Consider the following 23595-nt stretch of genomic DNA (forward strand, 5'->3'; position numbering starts at 1 on the left):
ATGAACCAGCTTCTTCTTCATGATGAACTGAAAGATAGGGTGTTAAAGTACCTTGAATAAATGGGAACTTACACACTTTATTTGACAAGCCCTGAAATTATAGTATATATAATCTCACATTAAGTAGTCAGCTATCAGACATTAAACCGTTTCACTACCTCATGTAACTTCTGAGCCAACTCAGCCAGATGATTGCTTGCCACAGCTACTTCATCTACAGATGCAGTCTGTTCATCCATAGATGCCGATGCCTGCTCAGTTAATGCGGCATTTTCTTCTGCAATAGCTGATAGGGAGTTGAGAACTTCTAAAATCTGCTCCCGCATTTCATTCATTTCTTTTCCGGAGAGACTCAATTTCTCCATTGTTTCCCTCGTATGAGACACTGATTGTTCAATGATTTCGTATTTTTGTCTATTTCTTTCTACACTATTTGCTTGGTCCTTTGAGATTTGAACTGCTCTATTCATAGACTCTACAGAGTTCGTTGTATTTTGTTGAAGCTCGGCTACAACTTCATCAATGATTTTCGTAGCATCAGCCGTCTGCTCCGAGAGTTTTCTTATTTCTTCAGCCACTACCGCGAACCCACTACCTGCTTCACCTGCTCTTGCAGCCTCAATGGAGGCATCCAGAGACAAGAGACTCGTTTGGGATGCAATCGAATTAATTAAATTACTCGCTTCACCTATTTGTTTAGAGCTATCGTTTGCTTTTGATACAACTTTATAGATTTCTTCAGTTGTTACTGTGCTTTCTTCAGTAATCTTGCTTAAGGAATCCATCTCTTTTATTCCGTTCTCAATAATTCCTCCTACTTCTACAGTAGAATCATTCACTTCATTGATATATCCGTCAACCATTTCAATAGATTTCCCTAATAATATAGCCTTATTGAAACCTTCTTCTGTATTTTTCGCTTGTTCTGTAGCACTATGCGAAACTTCTTGAACTGTGCTTGATATTTCTAGCGCTACAGTGGAAGAGTTTTTTGATGTTGTAGTAAGGTCTTCTGAAGAAACAGCTAGTTGTCTTGAGGATTCATTTATTTCATTTACAATCTCCCTCATGCTTTCTGTTAATTCTTGAAGCGATCTAGCTAAGCTTCCTACCTCATCATTTCGTTTTAAATATACTTCCTTCACATTCTCGGTAAGGTTTAATTTGGTGATCTCTTTTGAATGATTAATAATTTGAACGATAGGATTTACAATGACCCTTCCTATATTAAACGCAATCAATAATCCAATAACGAGAATAATGATTGAAGTTATAATCAGCGTCTTTTGCAAAGTTGGTATCGCTTCTAACACTTCGTCCTCCACAGCAAGGAGAATATAAGACCAGTCTGTGCCTTCAATTGTATCAAAGCCAGCAATGTAATCTACACCATCATAATTATAATCAGCTGTACCTGTTGCATCCTTTGTTACTTTTTCCACCATCGTAGCTAAACTTGTGTAAGTATTTGTATCATCTTGCTGTGCCGCCACGATTGGATTCATTTCCATGAAAACATAATCCAACACCGGGTATGCCAATGTCGTTCCATGTTCATCCGTTATATATCCAAATCCATTTTCCTTATAACCAATATCAGCCACTAGCTCACTTAATAATTTTCCATCTTCGCGACCTACTATCGCCCCTATTATTTCACCATTTACATGAATGGGAACCGATTGTAATAAAATAAGCTCCTCTTGATCCTGATCAACACTAAATGCTATTCCGTTTGATCCACCGTTAATAGGAGCACTAATTGAATCGGTTAATTCAAACTTCTCCGTATCCCCATTCGTGTAACGTACTGTCCCATCCATATGCATAATACCTATATCAATATAAGTTGTATTCCTTAATACATCTTTTAGGAAAGATGTTTGTTCCTCCCATTCCATACTCTGCACCTGTTCCAGAGAGGCAAGTGTATTTAATGGTTTTCTCTGTGCTTCCAGTCTTGTAGATACTAACTTAGCCTCTTCTTTTGCTACGGATAGTACTGTATTCCTTGCTTCATCCATCACAATATCACTAGAGATATTAATAGATAACACCCCTAAACTGATAGTAAATAATAAAATTAGTACTGAGAAAGAAATAATGAGTTTAAGCTTTATACTTATAAATTTAGTTGCTTTTTTATTTTTTTTAGCCAATCCTTCATTACCTGCCTTAAACTATTTCAAATCCATAAATAATTATTTAAAAGGCTCTTTGTAAAGATAGATACTAGTGAAATCAATCACATATTTCTACAAAGAGCCTTACATTATCCATTAATAGTTACCTTTATTTTTATGTACTTTAATTATCTAGGTCTTACAATATACTCCGAAATCAGTCCATCCTTCAACGTAGCACATCCAACGCATTCTAATTTGATGTCACCAAGATAAACATTGTATTCCATAGAATTTGCATTTACTTTTACAATTTCAGCGCGAACTTTATTGTTCTCCCAAACAGATTGAAATGCTTGTTTTAATGCTTCTCTTCCTTCTACAACCAAATCATCCACATTAATTGTACGGGCTCCACCATCATTAAATTGACAGTCCTCTGTAAATAAACTTGCAATACCCTCAAAATCACTGTTGTTTAAGCACGTAATATAATTCTCTAGTATCATTCCATTAACTCCTTATCACCTTTATAGTTATTTAGAACCATTAATAAATAGCTATGTAATCTTACTAAACTAGATGCATTATGTCAATATTTACTAGATTTAAATATTCTAGGGATACTTTGGATTTCAAGATAAAAAGAAGCCACTCAAAAGTTTTACGGACTTTTGAGTGGCTTCTAATATTGTCCACCATCCTACTTGATTAGGAATTTATTTATCTTAAGAGTATGGATAAGCTCGTTTTGTATGTTGAATGGAGATCCATTTTGTTGTAGTAAATGCATCTAAGCTCCATTCTCCATTTAGTCGTCCAATTCCTGAATTTTTCACGCCACCGAAAGCAACGTTTGGTTCATCATTGATTGTTCCATCATTGATATGAATCATTCCAGTATCCATACGTTTAGCAAGTTCTGCACCACGTTCCACGTCTCTTGTATGGATTGCACCACTTAAACCATATGGACTTTGGTTAGCATAACTTAGTATTTCTTCTTCGTTCGCTACTTTCATAATAGATACAACCGGGGCAAAGAACTCCTCATTTGCAATGGTCATTTCTGGAGTAACATCAGTAAATACAACTGGCTCTATTACATTTCCTACAACTTCTCCTCTTAGTAAAGGAGTTGCACCTTCTTCAATGCCTTTCTCAATTAATTCCACAGTCGTTTTAACTTGGCGTTCATTAATAACCGGTCCAATAATTGTGTTTGGATCTCTCGGGTCACCACACTTCAGGCCAGATACCTTTTCTATATACTTTTCCACAAATTCATCATATACATCTTCATGAACAATGATGCGGTTAGCTGACATACAAATTTGTCCTTGGTGTGTGAAGCGACTGAATACACCAGCACTTACTGCCAAATCAATATCTGCATCTTCTAAAACAACTAAGGCACTATTACCGCCTAATTCTAGATGGACTTCTTTTAGATTTCTTCCAGCAACTTCTCCGATATGTTTTCCTATTTTTGTAGATCCTGTAAAGGAAATAGCACGTGGAATCGGATGTTCAACAAAGTTATCTCCAATCTCGGATATTTCAGTAGTAATCACATTTAACAATCCTTTAGGCAATCCGGCACTCTCGAAAATCTTAGCAATTAGTGTACCACCAGTAATGGTTGTATGCTCATGCGGCTTCAAAACAACACCATTTCCAGTAGCCAAAGCTGGTGCAACAGATTTCATCGATAGGAAAAATGGGAAGTTGAATGGACTAATAACCCCAACTACACCAACTGGCACACGATAGACACGGTTCTCCTTACCGTCAATTGGAGAAGGTAAAATCGTTCCGTTCATGCGCATAGGGAAAGTTGATGCTTCTTTTATCATGTTTGTAACTAAGCCAATCTCAAATTCTGCTTTTAAGCGGGTACCACCAATTTCATCAATGATGACATCCACAATAGCTTCATGATTTTCATTGATATAGTCTACAGCTTTATCAAAGACTTCTCTTTGTACAACTGGGTTTGTTTTTGCCCATTTTTCTTGTACCTTTTGCGCCGATTCATATGCTGCATTCAAATCTTCTAAATTAGCAGCCTTGTACGTTGCAATAATTTCACCATTATATGGATTTTTATTTTCCATTACTAGACTACTGGAACCGTCTTTCCATTCTCCGTTAATATATTGACCAGCTAATTCTTTAAAATTCATATTCATTCAACCTCCGTTAATTTTTTAACTCTATGTTTTCTTTAGCTAACTCTGCTAAACTCCGAATACTTACATTGATTTCTTCCATTGTTGCAGTTAATTCTTCAATCGAAGCGGACTGGCTAGTGGATTCAAGATTTACTTTTTGTATATCTTTACCAAGGTCTTCGATTACTTCTTTAATTTGGCTGGTTATATTTTGAATTTCTTGTACATTGTCTTTTGAATTAGTTGCCATTTTTCTAATCTCATCGGCAACAACCCCAAATCCTCTACCATGTTCTCCAGCTCGTGCTGATTCAATAGCTGCATTCAACCCTAGTAAATTACTTTGATCTGCGATATTCTTAACTACCGCTGAAACTTGTTCGATAAGGTCTACACTGCTTGTAACTTCATCTGCCTTTTCAGAAACATAGCTTATATTCGTAGCTAATTCATTAACCGATTCTGCCATTTCTTGAACCGTATTCGTTACATCACCAATTACACTTGATAAGTTGCTGGCTATTTGTGAAAGTTTGTTCGCCTTATCGACGTTTAATCCCACACCAACTCCACCAATTACTCTACCTTGCTCATCATGCACCGGTATTGCACGTGAAACAAGGTCTACTCCTAATACCTCAGCTGGTACAGTCATTGCTTGATTTTTATTTTCACGAATTGCATTGGTAATAATATCACCTTCAAGCAATGGATCTCCGGGAGTTACATTAAGTGAGAATGTTTTTGCGGGTATATTGATTAACAATTTCTCTGTATCATAGACTCCAATTGTTATATCATCATTCACTAGTAATTGAAGATACGGAGCTATTTGAACAAAGGATTTTAGAACCGGATGAGTATCCTGGTCTATTACGGCATTCTGCATTACTCTAGGTCCTCCTGTCGTAAACTTACCAAAAATAGGTATTTTTATTTAGCCCATTATATATATCGGACTAATATAGGTAAATTTAAGCATTTATGATAAAAATATGTATTAAATAATATTCCATACTATTTTATTTGAATTTGGTGGAAAGAAGATTTCTTTTATTCCATAAAAAAATAAGGACGGTTCTCTTGTTTTATTGAACTAAGAGAACCGTCCTTTTTTATTTAATTATGGTAATCTATGACGAGGACCACTACTATCAGCTACCGCAACTGTTATTTCCACAGTATTTTCACCATATTCAACGGTTATTACCGTGATTCCACGATTCTTACCTGATATAACTCCTTCGTGAACCTCAACTATACGGTCATCAGCTACTGTGTAGTTCGCTTCCGCTGTCACATCCCTCTCTGTGGTTTCACCATCAATGGTAGTTAGTTCTGTGACGGTAACCTGTTTAGTCTCCCCTTTGTTCACCAGAACGACAGGATCAGAAACCTCCAAACTAACTTCCGCGTCAGGATCCGGCTCGGAATCTCCTTCTGTTACTATTACATCCAAGGCTACTTCATTTTCACCATATGTGATTTTAACAGTAGTTTCACCAGCTTTAATTCCTGTAATTACTCCAGCTTCTATTGAGACGATTGATTCATCCGCTACCTCGTACTCTGCTAGAGCTGTCACATCTTCTTCTGTAGACTCGTCACCAATTGTAGTAGTTTGCGTTACTACTACTGAAGCCTCTTCTCCTTCCTCCAGTTCAACTGATTCAGGATTAACAGATAGACTTACAACCGGTTCAGGATCTTCATCGCCTTGTTCAATTGCAATTTCAACCTCACCAATATTTCCAGCAGCATCTTCTACTATAACTATAACGCTATCTGCTTCTTGATTTAACTCGATTTCAAACGAACCATCTTGTTCTAATGTCAAGAAGTCTACTTCACTCTCAGCACCATCCGTTATGAACTTATAAGATGCTGACAGTTTTTCATTAAGATCGTAAGAATATCCCCATTCTGCTAAAACGTCAATATAGTGGAGATAATCATCTGTAACTTGTCCTGTAATTTTGTCTTCAGTCACTTCACCTGAAATATCAGGAGTTGTCGACTTAACAAAAATCGGACCAACCCAGTCACCAATCACTTCACCATTAGGTGCTAGAGCAGTATAATCAATGGAATATACCCCGTCTGGAATCGTTGTCAATTCCTGTGGCGGAGCCCAAGGTGTATAATCACCAGTAATGTTTAAATAGTAAGATCCAGCACCTAAGGAATTCCCAGCATGTAGGTATCCGATATAGCCATCACCATAATAACCGCCATATGGATCTTCGAAATTCCAAATTTCAAGATAATTTGTTAAAACATCTCCTGTAATAGTGAAGTCAAGCCTTGCTTGATCATTTACTCCATCACCATTGAATGATAAATCTGTTTCAGATATACTCATATCTCTTACTTCGTAAACAACATCTTCCTCGGGACTAAAATCAGCAGCAAATGGTAGGGAAATATGATTTTCTCCTCCATTAATACGGATATATCCTAAGAATTCATCCCCTGCCTGAGTATCTTGCCCTCCAGCTACTAGTGTTACGTTTATTACTTCTTCACCATCTGGAGCTAATGTAAAGGACTCTTTATCAATACTCAAATATGCATCAGAAAATGGTTTCGTTTCTTCCACTTCCACACTGAAATCTCCACCAATTCCTTCTAAATCTTTGACACGAATTTGCTTCGTAACCGAAATCTCATCACTTAGATCTTGTGGTCCAAACGTGACCGTTCCTTTTATGTTTGGCACGATTTCACCACTGGCATCAAGTACAGCTTCATCCTCTGCATAAGCAAGAACACTTGGGAATGCTGCTGCAAAAGGATCTACTCGACCAGGTCCCTGAGCAAATACATCATATCTTTCTGTATCAAGTAATGTTGCAGTATTGGAAAGGGCTACCTTCACATCAAATGCATCCCAATCTGGGTTAGCTTGTTTGACTAATGCAGCAATTCCAGCAATATGTGGTGCTGCCATCGATGTACCTGTAAAACGATCATAAGACTCTTCATAACTTGCATCTGGGAAGTCCCATTTGTACGCTGGAATAGATGACATAATGTTAGTTCCAGGTGCTAGAACATCTGGTTTAATATCAAAGTTCGGTGTAGATGGTCCACGTGAACTGGATGAGTTAATTTCATCGCCTTCAGTTCGTGTTGAACCGAATTCTGCGAAAGATACAGTTCCCGGACCTACTTCAAGCGCACTGCGGATTGCTTCTCCATCTGTTACCGACATATCAATGGTTGGGATAAAACTAAATGTATCACCTAAGAACACATCTGATACATCTGGTGCATTTGTTCCACCCGAGAAGTTATGAATAATTGTTGCGACTGCACCGTTTTCCTTAGCGTTTGCGATCTTATCTACAAAAGGAAGCTCTCCACGGGAGATGAGGGCAACTTTTCCTTCCACATCGATTCCTTCATAGTCTGCTAAACTACCAAATCCAGGAATCGAAACAAGTTCATATTCTCCGTCCAGTTGCTCAGCTAAATCCTGTCCATAAGTTGTTCCCATGAACTTTAATTCTTTAGAGTAGCCGTAATCATTACTAGGAACAGAGACACTTACCACTGCGCTATGCTGTGTTTCAGGATTAGTCGTGTTACCGACAGTAATTCCAAGTCGCGATGTACCCGGAGTAGTCACTGTTGCACGATTTGGTCCTGAGTTTCCTGATGAAACAACCGCAACTACATCTGCCATCATTGCATTATTCAGTGCATACGCTAAACTATCATTCTCAGAGTTGCTGCCTCCACCAAGTGAAAGGTTAATAATATCCATTTCTTCATTCACAGCATGCTCCACAGCAGAAATAATACCTGATGTCGCTCCACTTCCATATGCCCCTAGGACACGGTAAGCATATAAATCAATTTCTGGAGCAACCCCTTGAATTCCGTATTCATTGGCACCAATAGCAGCAATTGTTCCAGCTACGTGTGTACCATGGTCTGTCCAAAAAGTACGTCCACTTGCATTCACTTCAGGCATATGATCTGGACGTTCTGCTGGTGATGTTTCACGGGCATCATCATCTGCACGTTCACGACTATAATCAGAACTGTGTACAATAAAGTTCTTTCCACCCTTATAAATCCCTTGGAATTCAGGATGATCAGGATCAATTCCTGTATCAAGTACAGCTACTTTAATCCCTGCTCCTTTATATCCTTCTTCCCAGACTGCCTCAATTCCTAGATGAGGGATACTAGTGTCCATCTGCGTTTCAAACTCTATATCCTTCTGAAGATCAGATGGTTCGTCACCTGAACCCTTTTCATCCGTTGCATAAACAATGGTATCTGGTTCTACTAATGTGATCTCTGCTATATCAAGTAGTTTTACAAGATCATCTGCTTTTACTTCAGCGGCAAAACCATTCAGAACGGTGTCATAGGAAAAACCTTTATCAAAGGTAATGCCCTTCAATACCATTTCTCTATCGACACGTCCGTGTTGCTTATTTATTTTGTCACGAATTGCGTCAATTTTAGAATTGGATAAAACTTTTCCTTTTAAAGATTGTATACCTTTTTCCAATGCTACAGGTTTTTCTGAGAGGTGGATAATGACTGGAACCATCTCATTCCCCGATTTGCCCTGTAAATCCTTATGAAGCTTCGTTAACCCTTCAGAGTTCTCTAGTTGTTCTACAATTGCCGCTTTCAATTCCATATTTTCTTCATTAAATACTTGCTCTTTAAACGTTTCAACGTTTGTCCTTGATGCCGATACAGGAAAGACAAGCGAAACAACCATTAAAAAGGCTAGAAAACTACTAAATAATTTGATTAACTTCTTATTTCCCAATACATTCCCTCCATCTCCTCGGTAATAGACTGATAAAATATTCTACAAGACAATCAAATTTACTTTATTCTGAGATGATGAAAAATAATCAATTAGTAAAAGAAACGCTTTAATCTAGTTTCCTCCCTCCTTGTCTTTCTTTGACTTAATACTATTTTCCTCACGCCGCTCTCCGTTCTAAATAAAGAACAACGTGATTAAAAAAATGAAATGAAAGTATAGTCCTCTCATTATATTAGAATTATAACATATTTTTCTAAAAATAACGAACAATTTGTTTTCTATAAAGAACATTTAGGTTTTCTCTTTTTCTGACGGACATCTTGTTCTTTATTAAGAATCTTTGGTATACTTTTCATACATGTTGAATAATTTACTTAAAAAATGAAAAAGCTGTTCATTATAGAAGATTGAATGAAAACGTTTCTTAACAATTTAAGAAAGAGGTAAGAACCAAATAATAATAATGGATGGTGAGAAAATGTTTAAAAGGAAAGTAATTAGTTACGCCATCGTAGGAGTATTAACAGTTGGAGTAGCTGGTATGGGAACTTCTATATTTGCGATGACTAGCCAGGATAACGATAGTTCCGAGCAGTCTGCAAAAGTCATTTCCTCCAAGGATCGAATTCAAGAGATAAAAGAAGAGCTCAAAGCACAAGGTATTACACTCCCAGACGAAGGCATGGATAAAGATGAATACCTCGCAAATTTAGATGCTGATACGAAGAAAAAGTTAGAGGAATTTGCTAAAAATCTAAAAGCAGAAAAATTATCATCAGATGAAGCACTTGAGTTAAGGAAACAAAGAATTTCTCCCTCAAACAAAGAGAAGAAAACAGAGCAATTTATGAATGTTGATGATGAGGCAAAAACATTAGTAAAAGAAATTTTAGAAAAAACTTGGAATGGCGATATAACAGTTGATGAGGCTGTTGCAGAACTGGCAGCACTTGAAATTAATCTTACCGATCAACAGATTCAAGACTTGCAGACTTACTTCAATAGTGAAATTAGTAGTGAAACGAAGGATAATTACAATAATTTAAAGGAAGGTAAGATTACTGGGAATAAAGCAAGGGAAGAGATAACGAAACGAAGAATATCATCTCCAGATAATGTAGAGAATGAGTAATTAAAAATAGTGCTAATAATGATGAATATTTATTTTAGGTGATTAGATTATTACCAAATGTAATTTTTCATACGGACAAATAAAAAGCTTCCCACTAGTTTTGTAACTTGTGGGAAGCTTCTTTAATTTACTTACGAGAAATGCTGCAAAAGAACTTTGGTTTCAAACTTTTATAATCGGCGTTTAAAAATTTCGGTTTTACACTGTATATTGGCTTCATATCGAAATATCTTATTAATCAAGCTACAACGGATTCCTCAATGAACAAAGTCTGATTATATCCCTCAGCTAGCATAATGGCCTACACCATCAATGTAACATAAGAACCGCCCTTAAGTTTGGCGTGTTATTTATTCTCCTTCAACAGTTTATACTGTTCGATAATGGTTTGAAAAAGTGTTGATTCTGAGGAAATATGTGTAAAGGTTTCGATGGCTTTATCAATCCCAATTCCCTCGATTGTGCTCTGGATTTTGACTGCTTCCTCATCACCCTGGAAATCGTATAAGAACGCTGCGGCTACTCCTTTCAGGAGGTTGACAGGTTCTTGCCCGATTACTTCGGAATACTGTCGTGCCGGGCTTACAAGGCGATCATTCGGACCTAGCTTCCTGATTGGAGAACGGCCAACCCTTGTCACTTCATCGACAATATGCGAATTAGAGAAACGATGGAGGATCTTTTGAATATATTTAGCATGATCCTCAGCATTGAATCCGTACTTCTTGGCTAGAAACTCGCCACTTTCACTCAGGGCACCTTCAACCAGCTCATAAATTTGCGGATTTTCCATTGCCTTGTTGATAAATTCTTCACCGTAATAATAACCAAAATAGGCTGCTAGTGCGTGGCCTGTATTAACTGTGAACAATTTACGTTCAATATAAGGGACCAAATCCTGGACATACGTGATTCCCGGAATGTCCGGCTTTTCACCGACAAGCTTTGTTTCCTCTACCACCCATTCATAGAACGGTTCTACCTTCACCATCAATTTGTCTTCGTTCGTCTGGTTCGGTACAATCCGGTCTACAGCTGAATCCGGGAATCCAAATAGGTCGTCAAACTGAGCCATTTCAGCTTTTGTTAATTTTTCATATACTTTCTCTTTTAAAAGAGTGCTTCCGCCAATCATATTTTCACAAGCAATGATGTTCAGTGGCCTGTTAGACTGATCAGCCCTATTACGCAATCCCTCTGCTACCAATCCCGCGATCAACGGAAGAATATTCGGACCGATCGCAGTCGTCACCAGATCAGCCTTTGCAATTGCCTCGATTACTTGGTCTGGATTCTCCGCACTGTTGATGGCTCTGACATTTTTAATGACATCTTCTTGCTGGCCAGGCTCTGCGAGAACGACTTTATATTCATTCTTTTCATTAAGTAGATGAACAATCTCAGCATTAACGTCTACAAAGACCGTCTCATATCCTGAGTGAAATAATAAATTCCCGATAAATCCGCGCCCGATATTCCCTGCTCCAAAGTGTACTGCAAGCATATTAGCTTTCTCCTTCAAAAATCTCTAAAATTTCTTCTGGTGATTTTGCCGAAATAAGCTTTTCAATATTTTCTTCTTCAGAACAAACAATCGCAATATTGGATAAGATGTTTAGGTGCTCATCATTTTTCCCTGCAATGCCGATCAAAAGCTTAACAATATTTCCCCCACCGAAATCGACACCTTCTGGCACCTGAATAATCGAAATGCCTGATTCTTTTACAAATTGCTTTGAATCCTCTGTACCATGCGGAATCGCTACAAAATTCCCCATATAAGTTGATGTAAGCTCTTCTCTTTCCAGCATTTTTTCAATATAGCTCGGTTCTACATATCCTCTTTCAACCAGGACGCTTCCCGTCAGCTTGATTGCTTCTTCTTTTGTGTTAAGCGACTTATTTAATAAGATGTTTTCTTTATTTAAGATTAATGACATTTTCAAACACTCCTTAGAAGATCTATTTTTTCAGTGAAAAATTTTTCAAATTCAGATGATAAAAAGGATAAGATTTGATTTTTATCGCCTGATTGAAAAACTGCTGTATTTTCTTCGCTTTCAATCATCAATGAACTTAAATGGCTCAGGACCTCCAACGCTTTTTCATCTGGTTCCTCAGAGGAAAGCATCAGGAGAAGGGATTTGGCTTCCATTGTCGACCCATCCATGCCAGTCGTCAAAATTGGATTCTCTAAAGAATATATCGTAAAGCTTAATTGAATGACGCCCGGAGAACGGGCATGAAAAAGGGCCATGTCAGTACCTGGAACACCGAATCCTCCTAAGCGTTCCCTTTTTTTTAGCGCATTTACCACCAAATCGATATTGTTTACAGCCTGTTTTTGAGCAAGCTGTTGAACAGCCTGATATAGAATTTCATCAATAGTTTTCCGTTCCCTAATTTTGACCAGTTCAAAACCCTCGAGGATGATAGCAATCGCTTCACTATATCCTTGAACAGTTTTTAATTGCTCGATGAAATTTTTCACATTTCGCGTTTTTGCTGGTTGACCGCTGGAAAAAGTAAGACCTTTTTCCGAACTGTTGATGATTTTATGTTTATTGATGAACGAACGAATTTTTTTTACTTCATCGTTGTTCAGCATTGGGCTGACAATAATATATTCTTTATGATAGTCAGGGATTGGAATCGTTGAGATGACAAGCTGGTAATCTGAATCCCTCAACTTTTTGAACTCCATGAGCGATACATTTTGGACATTCTTAAGCTCCGGGAACTCTTTGTTAAGTCTGGTAACAAGCATTTTAGAAGTCCCAATCCCGCTTGAACATATGACAAGTGTTTTAAAATCCTCCAGCTCTCTCCGCCCGAGGACTGCTGAGCCAAAATGCATGACCAGATAGGCAACTTCCTCATCGGGTACATGATATTCAGTGAATACCTGCTCTGCTGCCTTTTTAACGACTGAGAACAGTTCCGGATAATCCTTTTTAACCTTACCCGTTAAAGGATTGCTGATTCCCATTCCCTGCTTGAGCCGATATATCGCCGGCTTTAAATGCATGACCAACCCTTCAAATAACGAGCGATTCGCCGTCAGTTCTATTCCAACCATTTTTTCAATTTGGTCAATCAGATGTTTTACCTTTAATGCAACTCGCAGGCTAGATTCCTCCATTAAATACTCATTGTCATACCAGAGTTTTGCGCCCTTCAGGTGCATGGTGATATAAGCTACTTCGGCCCTAGGGATTTCGATTTGAAAAACTTGCTCCAATTGAATAACAATCTTTCCGGCAAGTTTATATTCTTTTGAAGATTGTTGATCTTTCATGTAGGCTTTATTAATCGCAATCCCTTCGCCTTTTTGGATTCGTTCAATCGCTAGGGCAAGATGGACAACCAGTCCAATATAAGCACTGTCAGCCATTGCATAAGGCAACTCCTGGATGATGGAATCCACTACTTTTTCAACGATCAACAGCTTCTGCCTTTCTACCAGCCCCAAAAGTCTTTCTGATATGGTATTGGTTTGCTGAGTTGACCGCTTTTGGATATTCTCTCTTGCCAGGGAAAGGATTTCGGATTCATCCAGATAAGCCGAAATCAGATTTCTCATAGCCCTCCTCTTGGCGGCTTCATCCCCCTCAAGCTCGACACCATACCCTCTTTTTCTGATGAGGCTTAAACCAAAGGATTCCAGCTTGTCTTCTAATTTTGATAAGTCTGCACTGACTGTGGCAGTCGTTACGTTTAAATCATTGGCCAGTCCGATCAGCTTTACTGGGCCTTTTGTTTCTAGGAGCTCACACAGGATGATCGTCTGTCGTTCGTCAGGAGTGTATTCTGTGTGAAAAAGGTTAAACAGAAAAAGCTCCAATTGACGTATTTTCTCCGGACTACCAGAGATTTGGATGCCAACTCCTGATTTTTTTAGCAGGGTAAGCTCATATTCTATCAGGATATCTTCAATATTTTTCAAATCCCGATGCACGGTCCTTCCACTTACACCAATCTCGTCTGCAAGAGCTTTAACTGTCATTTCTTCTTTTTCAGTCAGCAAGATTTCTAAAATTTGCCTTTCTCTCGCTGAAATATACATAAAGTCACCCCCCCCCCCCGTCTGATGAATTTCAACTTCCCCTAGATTGTTGACAGAATTGAAATGTCATACTGACATCACTATTATAAAATGCAAAATACCCTAATACAACAAATGATAAATAAGGATTCGTCAATATAGTTGTTGACAAGATTTAACAAATTAAAGCCCAGCCATAACTGGCTGGGTGCATAACTTATTTCTTAAGTGAATTGATCAATTCATCATATTTAGGACTGTTCAAGAAGTTGTCGACCGAGATATGAGTAGCATTGGGAAGCTTTGCTTTCGCACGATCTGTTAAATCTTTATGTGTAATAACAACGTCCGCGTCCTCTGGAAGATTATTGATCGCAGTATTGATGACTGTTTGATCCAGTCCTGCTTTTTGGACTTTATTTCTTAGAATACCAGCACCCATCGCACTTGAACCCATCCCTGCATCACAAGCAAACACGATTTTATTGACATCAACAGCTTTCACTTCTGCAGGCTCATTTGTTAATGCAGATGAAACAGAGCTCTTCTTGCCTTTCATTTCTTCCATTTTAGCTGCAGCTGCAGTCAAATCTTCCTCTGTCGCTTTGCTAGTTTTCAAGATAAGCGATGCAACTGCGAATGAAACTGCTGCTGCTACGATTACACCAGCAAGAGTTGCGAAATAACCGCCTCTTGGTGTCATCGCAAGTAATGCGAAGATACTTCCTGGTGATGGAGCTGCCACTAAACCTGCATCAAGAAGATTGAATGTTAACACTCCGCTCACACCACCCGCAATTGCTGCAAGGATCAGCATAGGCTTCATCAGGATGTACGGGAAGTAAATCTCATGGATACCGCCAAGGAAATGGATGATGACCGCACCAGGAGCCGTTTGCTTTGCTGTTCCCTTTCCAAATAACCAGAAAGCAAGCAGGATACCCAAGCCAGGTCCTGGGTTTGCTTCAAGCAAGAATAGAATTGATTTTCCAGCATCTGCTGCCTGGTCAATTGCTAATGGACTTAAGATACCGTGATTGATTGCATTGTTTAAGAATAAAACTTTTGCTGGTTCGATAAAGACGTTAGCCAATGGCAGCATTTTTGCATCGATAATTGCATCAACGCCACTTGCAAGTAAATTGCTTATTCCTTGTACAACTGGACCGATTCCCTTATACGCCAATAAAGTTAATAGGCCGCCAAGAATACCAGCTGAGAAGTTATTGACAAGCATTTCAAAACCAGATTTTACTTTTCCATGGATGGCCTGGTCAAACTTCTTGATTACTAATCCGCCAATAGGTCCCATGATCATTGCGCCCAGGAACATTGGAATATCCGCACCGACGATGACACCCATTGTAGCTGTCGCACCTACTACCCCACCTCGGACATCGTAAATCATCTTACCGCCAGTATAACCAATCAATAATGGCAGCAGGAATGTGATCATTGGACCAACCAGCTTTGCCAAGTCTTCATTCGGAAGCCAGCCAGTCGGAATAAATAAGGCCGTAATCAGGCCCCATGCAATGAAGGCGCCGATATTCGGCATAACCATTCCGCTTAAATAACTTCCAAATTTTTGTATCCTAACTTTGACATCTTGTTTATTGTTAACAGATTCATTCATCTAGATTTCCCCTCCAATTAACTTTCTAGTTTAATATTAAAGCGTTTACAAGGATGTTTCAATTTAATGAAAAATGCATTTTGGCAAAAGGATTGTTGACAAAATTAAAAAGGGACCAAAAAGCCGACTCCTTAAAATGGCTTTTTGGTCCTCTATGATCATTATTCAACGGTTAATTAATTGCAGAATATAGGAGAAGATGTAATGAAGAGAAAGTTCTGTATCTATGTCCAATTAGACACCTAGCAACTCAGGTGTTTAATAAAGCGATGATATCTCCATGTCATACAAGAAATGAAAAAAGAAGCCTCTCAAAGTTCAATGAACTCATGAGAAGCCTCCGTTAAAAACCTCAATGTTAGCAAAATGTTAGCATTTAACTCTCATCTCACACCAAATCCCAAGCATATCAAGGGTTCAGACGGCATAATCTAGTTCCACAGGCTAGATGCTCCCGTCATAAGCAATCCCTCTCCAAGTCCCAAGTTCAGGGACTTTACGTGGTTTTGCTTATGCGTGCGCATCTGAACGAGCCTGTTCCACTTTTTGGATTACATCATGCCGCCCATTCCACCCATGCCGCCCATGTCAGGCATTGCAGGTGCGTTTTCTTCTGGCTTGTCAGCTACTACAGCCTCAGTAGTCAAGAACATAGCTGCTACAGATGCTGCATTTTGTAGAGCAGAACGAGTAACTTTAGCAGGGTCTACGATACCAGCTTCGATCATGTTTACCCACTCGCCAGTTGCAGCGTTATATCCGATTCCTTGTTCTTCGCCTTTCAAGCGCTCAACGATGATGGAACCTTCAAGTCCTGCGTTGTCAGCGATTTGACGAACTGGCTCTTCGATAGCGCGTAGAACGATGTTACGTCCTGTAGCTTCGTCGCCTTCAAGTGCGATTTCGCTAACTTTCTTGTAAACTTCGATTAATGCAGTACCTCCACCAGCAACAATACCTTCTTCTACAGCTGCACGTGTAGAGTTCAGTGCGTCTTCGATACGTAGTTTACGTTCTTTTAGTTCAGTTTCAGTTGCAGCACCAACTTTAATTACCGCAACACCACCAGCTAGTTTAGCTAGGCGCTCTTGTAATTTCTCTTTATCGAACTCAGAAGTAGTTTCTTCTACTTGAGCACGGATTTGTGCCACACGGCCTGCGATTTGTTCTGGGTTACCAGTACCTTCAACGATTGTTGTGTTTTCTTTCGTTACAACAACTTTAGCAGCGCGACCTAGTTGTTCGATAGAAGCACTCTTCAGATCTAATCCTAAATCTTCAGTGATCACTTCACCACCAGTTAATACAGCGATGTCTTCAAGCATAGCTTTACGACGGTCACCGAATCCTGGAGCTTTAACCGCAACAGCGTTGAATGTTCCGCGAAGTTTGTTAACTACTAATGTAGCAAGTGCTTCACCTTCAACATCTTCAGCGATAAGAAGTAATGGTTTACCTTGTTGAACAACTTGCTCAAGAACTGGTAGTACTTCTTGGATGTTGCTGATTTTCTTGTCAGTGATTAAGATATATGGATCTTCAAGAACTGCTTCCATTTTATCTTGGTCGGTAACCATGTATGGAGAAGCATATCCACGGTCAAATTGCATACCTTCTACAACGTCAAGCTCAGTTGAGAATCCTTTAGATTCTTCGATTGTGATAACGCCGTCTTTACCAACGCGTTCCATCGCTTCAGCAATAAGTTCCCCTACTTCATCATCGTTAGCAGAAATAGCTGCAACTTGTGCGATAGATTCTTTGCTTTCAACTTGTTTTGCAACATTTTGTAATTCTTCTACTGCAGTTTCAACCGCTTTTTCAATACCACGGCGGATTCCCATTGGGTTTGCACCAGAAGTAACGTTTTTCAATCCTTCACGGATCATTGCTTGTGCTAAAACTGTTGCTGTAGTTGTACCGTCCCCAGCTACATCGTTTGTTTTAGAAGCAACTTCAGATACTAGTTGAGCACCCATGTTTTCGAATGCATCTTCCAATTCGATTTCTTTAGCAATCGTTACCCCGTCATTCGTGATTAATGGAGCACCGAACTTTTTATCTAGTACCACGTTACGTCCTTTAGGTCCAAGTGTAACTTTAACTGCATCTGCTAGTGTATCAACTCCACGAGCCAATGCGCGGCGTGCGTCTTCACTGAATTTAATATCTTTCGCCATTGTTAAATTCCTCCCTTAAAATCTAGTTTTAAATTTAAGTATATGAAAATGTTTATGTTTGTCCGAATTCGGTAAGTTTAAATTATGAGATTACAGCTAAAATGTCGCTTTCTCTTAGAATCAAATATTCGTTTCCACCATATTTTACTTCTGTTCCAGCAAATTTAGAGAAAATGATGCGGTCTCCTTCAGCTACTTCTAGTGCAATTTTTTCACCACTGTCAGTAACACGGCCAGAGCCTACAGCTACTACTTTACCTTCTTGTGGTTTTTCTTTTGCAGAGTCTGGAAGTACAATCCCGCTTGCTGTTGTTTCTTCTTGCTCTACAAGCTCGATAACAACGCGATCTCCTAATGGTCTAATCATCTAGAACTCCTCCTTGATTCTATTTGTTTTATTTATTGTTAGCACTCACCGGTTGCGAGTGCTAATCACAATTTATATGATAATGAAAAGCTGCAAAAATTGCAAGCAAAGTATATATTTAATTTTCTTTTATATGAGATATTTTTTATGAAGGTTTTTCCCTGTTTATAAAATCTCATGTTAAAGCATACAATTTATGAAAAGGTATGATTCATGGGTCATATGCTCTGACCCTTATCCTGTTTTATGGTAAAATAATTTGAAACCATCAAGAGAAGGAGTCGTTTCATCTTGCCGAAAAGATATTGGTACGTTATATTCGTCTATTTAATCATGCAACTTTCTAGCTTTCCTGTAGCTATTTATATGATTAATAGACATCCAGATAATCCAGAACTTTATATGCAAAACATGACCTATTGGTCTATCTTCAGCTTTATTGCCGCTTTATTCATCATCTTATGGATTCTGAAACCGGATATGAAGATGCCAGCACATCGGGAGGCTACTTCCACAGGTGGAATTATTCTTTGGTCGATACTCGGGGTATTTCTCGCATTCTTCGCTCAGGGATTGGCGGCTTCTATTGAAATTTATATTCTAGGAATTGAACCTGGTTCGGAGAATACATTCCAGATCATGGAGGTTGTCCGTTCCAATGCCTTATTCATTTTAATTCCTGCGATTATTGCTCCAATTTTAGAAGAAATCATATTCAGGAAAATTGTATTTGGCACTCTTTATAAACGAATGAATTTCATCTTCGCAGCCCTATTATCAGCGCTGATTTTTGCCGCTGTTCATTGGGACTTCTCACATCTTCTCATGTACACTGCGATGGGCTTAGTATTTGCCTTCCTCTATGTAAGGACGAAGCGAATTCTAGTACCGATTATCGTACATGCTGGAATGAATACAATGGTGGTCTTGGCTCAGTACGGACTATCACCAGAGGAAATTGAAAAAATGAGAGAACAACTGGAAAATATGCAGACGATTCTCTTCTTATAAGAACGAATAAAAAAGAGCTGTGCCTCAAAATCGAGGTACAGCTCTTTTCACATTATATTTCTCTTAACATATCTACCACTTCATCTCTGTTTTCTATGCTGCTGTCCATTTTTGTATAACGGACAACATACATATCATCATCTAAGATGAAAACCCTGCCGATTTCTTCTTGATCCGGTTCAGTGGGATCACCATTTAAAGCAAACTGATAAGACACTTCTGTCTCTGTCGCATTAAAACGCTGAAACTCCACGTCTACCGTAGCCATATCATTTAAACTTTGCTCAAATACATCTATAAAATGTGCCAAGTCACTATGTATATTGCCATCTTCATAAAAATCATATGTTATGATTTGACTATAATTCCCCAAATTCTCGCCCTCTGGAAGATATACTGCAGTTGCTGCACCTTCAGCTTCTTTATAGCTGGAGAGAATCCATTCTTCCTCATCAAAAGGCTTAGCGACACTTTCAAGCTTGGCGGCATACTCTCCTGCCATTTCAACAGTTTCTTGCTCCATTTCCTGCTCTTCTTGAGGTAAGGGGTTTACTGCTATAACTTCGGAGTTGTAGATTTTCCATTGTCCATCATCCAAACGCAACGTGTGTTCACCAGTGGTTTCATTGTTTTGAAAGTCTCCTGCTTCCGTTTCCACAGTCCGCTGAGTGTATGCTACAATGACTTCCTTATCTGTTTGTTCCTTAATCTCCAGGTTTTGAAGCTCGATATCCAATGTATAATTAAATAATTCCGTAATCGTTTCTTCTGTTGTTTCGTAAACTGGAGATTCACTGTGGATGGTCTCCATGTATCCATCCAAATCTTTTACCATCAATTTTTCCACATTCATTTCTACAACGGCGAGTATTGCTTCATCACTAACTTCCGCTTCTACTTCCTCTTTATCAGCACCCTCATCGGTGCACCCTGCAACCAGCAGACAGGTTAATACAAAAAATATGCCTGCCCATAATCTACTTTTCAACACGACTCACACTCCCACTTCTCTCTTCCGCTTCTTTATATACCAACGGGCTGTCGTTCCTTTCTATTGAAAGAAAAAACAGCCCAATCGTTTTCTTCATGTCTTAACGGAAAAATTTCCCTTTTTGTTATTAAGCATGTATGGACTGTAAGCTCCCCACTACATGAAGTTTCATGATATGTATCTTATTGATTGTCTAATGGATAATGCTTTAGGAAGTAAACAAGAGCCTGTAATTCAACCGTTAAGTCAATATGGTGCACTCGCACATCATTTGGCACGGTAATCCGGACAGGAGTGAAGTTTAATATCCCTTTAATTCCTGAATTAACCAGCTTCTCGGTGATTGCATCCGCTTCCGCAACAGGTACGGTAAGAATTGCTACTGTAATATCATCCAGCTTTTCTTCCAATTGATCAATGCCATATACGGGAACCCCGCCGACCTCTGTTCCAATCTTACTTTCATCACTATCAAATGCCATCGTAATTCTAATATTATTATTTCTAGTAAAATTATAATTTAAAAATGCTGTTCCTAAATTACCGGCACCAATTAAAGCAACTTCTGTAAGTTCATGCTGGTCGAGCGTACTGCGGAAAAATCCAAGCAAGTATTCCACATTATAGCCGTAGCCTTTTTTCCCGAGCGCACCGAAATAAGAAAAGTCCCGACGGATTGTAGCAGAATCAACTTTGATTGCCTCGGAAAGTTCTTTAGAAGAAACACGCTTTTTTCCTTGTTGATTCAAGTTATTTAAATATCGATAATATAATGGAAGCCGTTTCGCTGTAGCCTGTGGAATCTTATTTTGTTTCATATTTACGCCTCATTTCATCCTTAGCAATAGTAAAATATGGACACACGTCTATTCTACCAGAAAATTTGGCAATTGTCGTGATGATATTCACAAGTTAGTGTCCTAATAACGGCAATTTACGATAAAGTTAAACTACATTCAGTGAGGTATACGCACTGTTTATCCCCACCTACTCCTATTGGATTTCCCTCATGTTTAGAGGTGGGGGTATTACAGTCCGTTAATGCGTGATACAATAAAGGCAATGGGGTGAACGTATGATTTTGATGCAAATTAATGGCCTTTCCAAATCCTTTGGTTCGGAAAGCATCTTATCGAATGTAAAATTAGAAGTTAAAGATCTCGACCGGATTGCAATCGTCGGTAGAAATGGTGCTGGAAAATCCACACTACTGAAGATTATGGCCGGAGAGCTTTCATATGATGATGGTGAACTAATTAAGCCAAAGGAGCTAAAAATTGGTTATCTGTCCCAGCAGATGAAGCTGGAATCTGGGAAAACAATCTGGAATGAACTTGTCAGTGTCTTTGCTCACTTGAGAAAGCAGGAAGAGGATTTACGGACAATTGAAGCGAAATTACAAGATGCCCATAAACTGACCGAGGAAGAGAATCAGGAACTGCTTGCTGAATATGATAAACTTCAGCATGCCTTTCAATCAGGTGGCGGTTATACATATGAGTCAGATATTAAAGCAGTGTTGAATGGATTAAATTTCAGTAACTTTGATTATGATACTGAAATCAGTGAGCTTAGTGGCGGACAGAAAACCCGGCTTGCATTAGGAAAATTGCTCCTGCAAAAACCGCAGCTTCTCTTGCTTGATGAGCCGACCAACCACTTAGATATTGAAACACTCGGCTGGCTGGAATCGTATTTAAATAGTTATCCAGGAGCGGTTGTGGTTGTCTCCCATGACAGGTATTTCCTAGATAAAACGGCTACTATCGTTTATGAAGTCTCGAGGCAAAGAACAAAGAAATACCATGGCTCCTACAGTAAATATTTGCAGCAGAAAGCTTTGGATTACGAAAGAGAATTGAAGGAATTTGAAAAGCAACAAACTGAGATCAAACGAATGGAAGATTTCATCCAGAGGAATATTGCACGGGCCTCCACTACAAAACGAGCACAAAGCAGACGAAAACAATTGGAAAAAATGGAACGGATGAACAGGCCGTTGGGTGATGAATCCTCTGCTTCTTTCTCTTTTGATATTGATAGAAGAAGTGGTAACGACGTCTTAACGATTGAGAATCTCGCCCTTCGTTATCCGAACGAGAACGACTATACATTTGAGAATGCGAATCTCAAATTGACACGAGGAGAACGAATGGTGCTCATCGGTCCAAATGGTATCGGTAAATCAAGTTTATTGAAAGTCATTACGGGGAGATTACAGGCAGCCAAAGGTTCATTTGAACTTGGTACGAATGTGACGATCGGCTATTATGATCAAGAACAAGCAGATCTCTCTTCTAATAAAACTGTCCTCCAAGAACTGTGGGACGAGTATCCGCTCGTTATGGAAAAGGATATCCGAACGATTTTAGGTAATTTCTTATTTAGCGGTGATGATGTACTGAAGCCTGTCAACCAGTTGAGTGGCGGTGAAAAAGCAAGACTCGCATTAGCCAAGCTGATGATGCAGAAAGCTAATCTACTCATTTTAGACGAACCAACTAACCATCTGGATATTGACAGTAAAGAAGTGCTGGAAGCTGCTTTAATGGATTACCCTGGCACCATCCTATTCGTATCCCATGACCGTTACTTCATCAACCGTATCACGGATCAAGTAGCGGAAATGAGTCAAGATGGAATCAAAGTATACCTTGGAGACTATGATTATTACCTTGAGAAATTGGAAGAGGAAGCTGAGTTGGCGAGACTTTCTGAAGTAAAGGAACAGAAGCCACAAACAGATGAAAAGCGGCTTAGCTATAAGGAGGAAAAGCAACTTCGAAGTGAAAAAAGGAAAAAAGAAAGAAGAATTGCAGAGCTGGAAACCTTGATAGAAGAAAAGGAATTAGAAATTGCAGCTTTAGAAGAGGAAATGACGAAACCCGAAGTGTTTCAAAATCACGAAAAAGCTTTGGAATTGACAAAGCAAGTGGAAGAATTGCAACAGCAGGTAAATATCCACATGGAAGAATGGACAAACTTACAAGAAGATTAAAAGAGTGGATAACTTCATTTATCAGTAATAAAAAAGAGGCTGGGACATAACTAGCCAAAAACAGTAATTAAAAAGGATCCAAGCAAAAAATTTTGCTTGGATCCTTTTTTGAGTAAAATTTATCATCATCGGTCACT

16 protein-coding genes are annotated in these 23595 nt (G+C 38.9%); 3 read left to right on the forward strand and 13 right to left on the reverse strand.

The window, feature by feature from the left end; translation table 11 throughout:
* Nucleotides 1-134 precede the first annotated feature (134 nt).
* The 5 genes from ACFSBH_RS15420 to ACFSBH_RS15440 form a co-directional block, all read right to left on the reverse strand.
* Nucleotides 135-2159 carry a methyl-accepting chemotaxis protein gene (locus tag ACFSBH_RS15420; RefSeq protein WP_251516875.1) on the reverse strand — a complete coding sequence of 675 codons (2025 nt, stop codon included), beginning with the start codon at nucleotides 2157-2159 and terminating at the stop codon, nucleotides 135-137.
* Nucleotides 2160-2311: 152 nt separating this feature from the next.
* A complete protein-coding gene (locus tag ACFSBH_RS15425; RefSeq protein ID WP_251516877.1) occupies nucleotides 2312-2632 on the reverse strand; it encodes a nuclear transport factor 2 family protein in 321 nt (106 codons plus the stop codon).
* 219 nt (nucleotides 2633-2851) lie between these two features.
* Nucleotides 2852-4309: an aldehyde dehydrogenase family protein gene (locus ACFSBH_RS15430; RefSeq protein ID WP_379598437.1), complete on the reverse strand. Its 1458-nt coding sequence runs from the start codon at nucleotides 4307-4309 to the stop codon at nucleotides 2852-2854.
* A 16-nt stretch (nucleotides 4310-4325) separates the two neighbouring features.
* The gene (locus ACFSBH_RS15435) at nucleotides 4326-5186 is read right to left on the reverse strand and encodes a methyl-accepting chemotaxis protein (RefSeq protein WP_251516881.1); all 861 of its coding nucleotides are present in this window, start codon (nucleotides 5184-5186) and stop codon (nucleotides 4326-4328) included.
* Between the two features lie 234 nt (nucleotides 5187-5420).
* A complete protein-coding gene (locus ACFSBH_RS15440; protein ID WP_379598439.1) occupies nucleotides 5421-9095 on the reverse strand; it encodes a S8 family serine peptidase in 3675 nt (1224 codons plus the stop codon).
* Nucleotides 9096-9576: 481 nt separating this feature from the next.
* On the opposite strand from ACFSBH_RS15440, the gene ACFSBH_RS15445 reads away from it, so the two are divergent.
* On the forward strand, nucleotides 9577-10230 hold the full coding sequence (locus ACFSBH_RS15445) for a hypothetical protein (RefSeq protein ID WP_251516887.1): 654 nt from the start codon (nucleotides 9577-9579) through the stop codon (nucleotides 10228-10230).
* Between the two features lie 346 nt (nucleotides 10231-10576).
* Here ACFSBH_RS15445 and ACFSBH_RS15450 read toward each other — a convergent pair whose 3' ends face one another.
* The 6 genes from ACFSBH_RS15450 to groES all read right to left on the reverse strand — a co-directional run bounded on the left by ACFSBH_RS15450 (nucleotide 10577) and on the right by groES (nucleotide 18458).
* Nucleotides 10577-11734, reverse strand: coding sequence for a mannitol-1-phosphate 5-dehydrogenase (locus ACFSBH_RS15450; protein ID WP_379598442.1), 1158 nt, complete (start codon nucleotides 11732-11734; stop codon nucleotides 10577-10579).
* A 1-nt stretch (nucleotide 11735) separates the two neighbouring features.
* A complete protein-coding gene (locus ACFSBH_RS15455; protein WP_251516892.1) occupies nucleotides 11736-12170 on the reverse strand; it encodes a PTS mannitol transporter subunit IIA in 435 nt (144 codons plus the stop codon).
* A 2-nt stretch (nucleotides 12171-12172) separates the two neighbouring features.
* Nucleotides 12173-14296 carry a BglG family transcription antiterminator gene (locus tag ACFSBH_RS15460; RefSeq protein WP_379598444.1) on the reverse strand — a complete coding sequence of 708 codons (2124 nt, stop codon included), beginning with the start codon at nucleotides 14294-14296 and terminating at the stop codon, nucleotides 12173-12175.
* A 196-nt stretch (nucleotides 14297-14492) separates the two neighbouring features.
* A complete protein-coding gene (locus ACFSBH_RS15465; RefSeq protein WP_251516896.1) occupies nucleotides 14493-15911 on the reverse strand; it encodes a PTS mannitol transporter subunit IIBC in 1419 nt (472 codons plus the stop codon).
* A gap of 551 nt (nucleotides 15912-16462) precedes the next feature.
* A complete protein-coding gene (groL, locus tag ACFSBH_RS15470; protein ID WP_251516898.1) occupies nucleotides 16463-18091 on the reverse strand; it encodes a chaperonin GroEL in 1629 nt (542 codons plus the stop codon).
* Nucleotides 18092-18173: 82 nt separating this feature from the next.
* On the reverse strand, nucleotides 18174-18458 hold the full coding sequence (gene groES / locus ACFSBH_RS15475; protein ID WP_251516900.1) for a co-chaperone GroES: 285 nt from the start codon (nucleotides 18456-18458) through the stop codon (nucleotides 18174-18176).
* A 291-nt stretch (nucleotides 18459-18749) separates the two neighbouring features.
* On the opposite strand from groES, the gene ACFSBH_RS15480 reads away from it, so the two are divergent.
* Complete coding sequence (locus ACFSBH_RS15480; protein WP_251516902.1) at nucleotides 18750-19469, forward strand: CPBP family intramembrane glutamic endopeptidase; 720 nt, start codon at nucleotides 18750-18752, stop codon at nucleotides 19467-19469.
* 52 nt (nucleotides 19470-19521) lie between these two features.
* Here ACFSBH_RS15480 and ACFSBH_RS15485 read toward each other — a convergent pair whose 3' ends face one another.
* The gene (locus tag ACFSBH_RS15485; protein ID WP_379598447.1) at nucleotides 19522-20460 is read right to left on the reverse strand and encodes a hypothetical protein; all 939 of its coding nucleotides are present in this window, start codon (nucleotides 20458-20460) and stop codon (nucleotides 19522-19524) included.
* 182 nt (nucleotides 20461-20642) lie between these two features.
* The gene (locus ACFSBH_RS15490) at nucleotides 20643-21278 is read right to left on the reverse strand and encodes a redox-sensing transcriptional repressor Rex (RefSeq protein WP_251516908.1); all 636 of its coding nucleotides are present in this window, start codon (nucleotides 21276-21278) and stop codon (nucleotides 20643-20645) included.
* A gap of 257 nt (nucleotides 21279-21535) precedes the next feature.
* Here ACFSBH_RS15490 and ACFSBH_RS15495 point away from each other — a divergent pair, with 257 nt between their 5' ends.
* Complete coding sequence (locus tag ACFSBH_RS15495; protein WP_379598450.1) at nucleotides 21536-23458, forward strand: ABC-F family ATP-binding cassette domain-containing protein; 1923 nt, start codon at nucleotides 21536-21538, stop codon at nucleotides 23456-23458.
* Nucleotides 23459-23595 lie beyond the last annotated feature (137 nt).

Source organism: Oceanobacillus luteolus (genome assembly GCF_042678205.1).
Lineage (GTDB): Bacteria > Bacillota > Bacilli > Bacillales > Amphibacillaceae > Oceanobacillus > Oceanobacillus luteolus.

Bases quoted from the DNA above. Each gene is read 5' to 3' on its own strand.
- ACFSBH_RS15425 (WP_251516877.1), bottom strand. From the start codon at position 2,632: ATGATACTAGAGAATTATATTACGTGCTTAAACAACAGTGATTTTGAG.
- ACFSBH_RS15430 (WP_379598437.1), bottom strand. From the start codon at position 4,309: ATGAATTTTAAAGAATTAGCTGGTCAATATATTAACGGAGAATGGAAA.
- ACFSBH_RS15435 (WP_251516881.1), bottom strand. From the start codon at position 5,186: ATGCAGAATGCCGTAATAGACCAGGATACTCATCCGGTTCTAAAATCC.
- ACFSBH_RS15445 (WP_251516887.1), top strand. From the start codon at position 9,577: ATGTTTAAAAGGAAAGTAATTAGTTACGCCATCGTAGGAGTATTAACA.
- ACFSBH_RS15450 (WP_379598442.1), bottom strand. From the start codon at position 11,734: ATGCTTGCAGTACACTTTGGAGCAGGGAATATCGGGCGCGGATTTATC.
- ACFSBH_RS15455 (WP_251516892.1), bottom strand. From the start codon at position 12,170: ATGTCATTAATCTTAAATAAAGAAAACATCTTATTAAATAAGTCGCTT.
- ACFSBH_RS15460 (WP_379598444.1), bottom strand. From the start codon at position 14,296: ATGTATATTTCAGCGAGAGAAAGGCAAATTTTAGAAATCTTGCTGACT.
- ACFSBH_RS15465 (WP_251516896.1), bottom strand. From the start codon at position 15,911: ATGAATGAATCTGTTAACAATAAACAAGATGTCAAAGTTAGGATACAA.
- groL (WP_251516898.1), bottom strand. From the start codon at position 18,091: ATGGCGAAAGATATTAAATTCAGTGAAGACGCACGCCGCGCATTGGCT.
- groES (WP_251516900.1), bottom strand. From the start codon at position 18,458: ATGATTAGACCATTAGGAGATCGCGTTGTTATCGAGCTTGTAGAGCAA.
- ACFSBH_RS15490 (WP_251516908.1), bottom strand. From the start codon at position 21,278: ATGAAACAAAATAAGATTCCACAGGCTACAGCGAAACGGCTTCCATTA.
- ACFSBH_RS15495 (WP_379598450.1), top strand. From the start codon at position 21,536: ATGATTTTGATGCAAATTAATGGCCTTTCCAAATCCTTTGGTTCGGAA.